This window comes from Bartonella sp. MR168JLCBS, assembly GCF_042194175.1.
On record NZ_JBHIMP010000123.1, the window covers coordinates 1 to 1,188 of the forward strand.

Here is a 1,188-nt window from a genome sequence, read left to right on the forward strand (position 1 = left end):
GCGCTCATCAAATAATTGCAGTGCACGCATTATCATCCCCCTTAATATGTTATGTTATTAGGTTAAGTATTACAAAGTTTGGTTGTTATAAAAGGATTATCCTTTATATGCTGTAATAACAAGACTAGTATTCTGTCCGCCGAATCCAAATGAGTTTGACAAAACCGCATTGACACGGGCTTTGCGGCTATGATTAGGAACGACGTCTAAAGGGATAGCAGGATCAGGATCATTGTAATTGATTGTAGGGGGGATTATTCCCGATTGAATGGTTAACAGTGAAAAGACAGCCTCTATGGCACCGGCAGCAGTTAATGTGTGACCAATCATTGATTTATTGGAAGATACTGGAATGTGTTCTAAAGCGTCGCCAAAAACTGTTGATAATGCGAGATGCTCCATCTTTTCATTTTCAGGTGTTGAAGTTCCATGGGCATTAATATAATCGATCTCATTTATGGTTATTTGAGCATCATCCAAGGCTTTGCGAACTGCTTCAATTGCAGGTGATGCATCGGGCTTTGAACGTGTACGGTGAAAATCATCTGCTGTTTCACCGCATCCAGCCAAAATTCCCAAAATTGTCGCATTACGTTCTAATGCGCTTTTAAGAGATTCAAGGACAAGAGCACCTGATCCTTCTGCCATAACAAACCCATCGCGGTCACGGCTAAAGGGTTTTGCTGCTTTTTCTGCAGGGTCATTGTGGGTTGAAAGAGCAGATAATAACGAAAAGCGAATAAGGGATTCTGCTGAAACTGAACCATCTGTTGCAATTGTGAGAGCGCGATCTGTCTCTCCTCGTTGAATAGATTCAACACCTAATTGAATCGCTGTTGCACCAGATGCGCAAGCGGTTGAAAGCGTAACGGGAAGCCCCTTTGTTCCAAATTTTTCTTGAAGCTTTGCTGCAATTGCACCAAATTGTGTTGTTTCAAACAGCGTCTCATGAAGTTGATGGCTGCAAACTTCAAGAAGATGTTTATAGGAAGGTACATCATTTAATACTCCCTCTTGGTCAAGAGTAAAACGCGCGTTCCACTCAAGCTCAACAGGAGGAGCAGCTAAAAATAATGGCCCATTAAAATTCTTTTTATCAAAAACTGCTTGCGCTAGAGCTTCCTATGCTGCAAGATCAGCAAGTTTTTCAGAGAGAGCTGAAGCACCAAGCGTGCTTTCTTTGAGAAA

1 pseudogene is annotated in these 1,188 nt (G+C 41.8%); it reads right to left on the minus strand.

The window, feature by feature from the left end:
* Window positions 1-96 precede the first annotated feature (96 nt).
* Window positions 97-1,188: pseudogene (locus ACFIK8_RS09675) on the minus strand (beta-ketoacyl-ACP synthase); the annotation flags it as partial.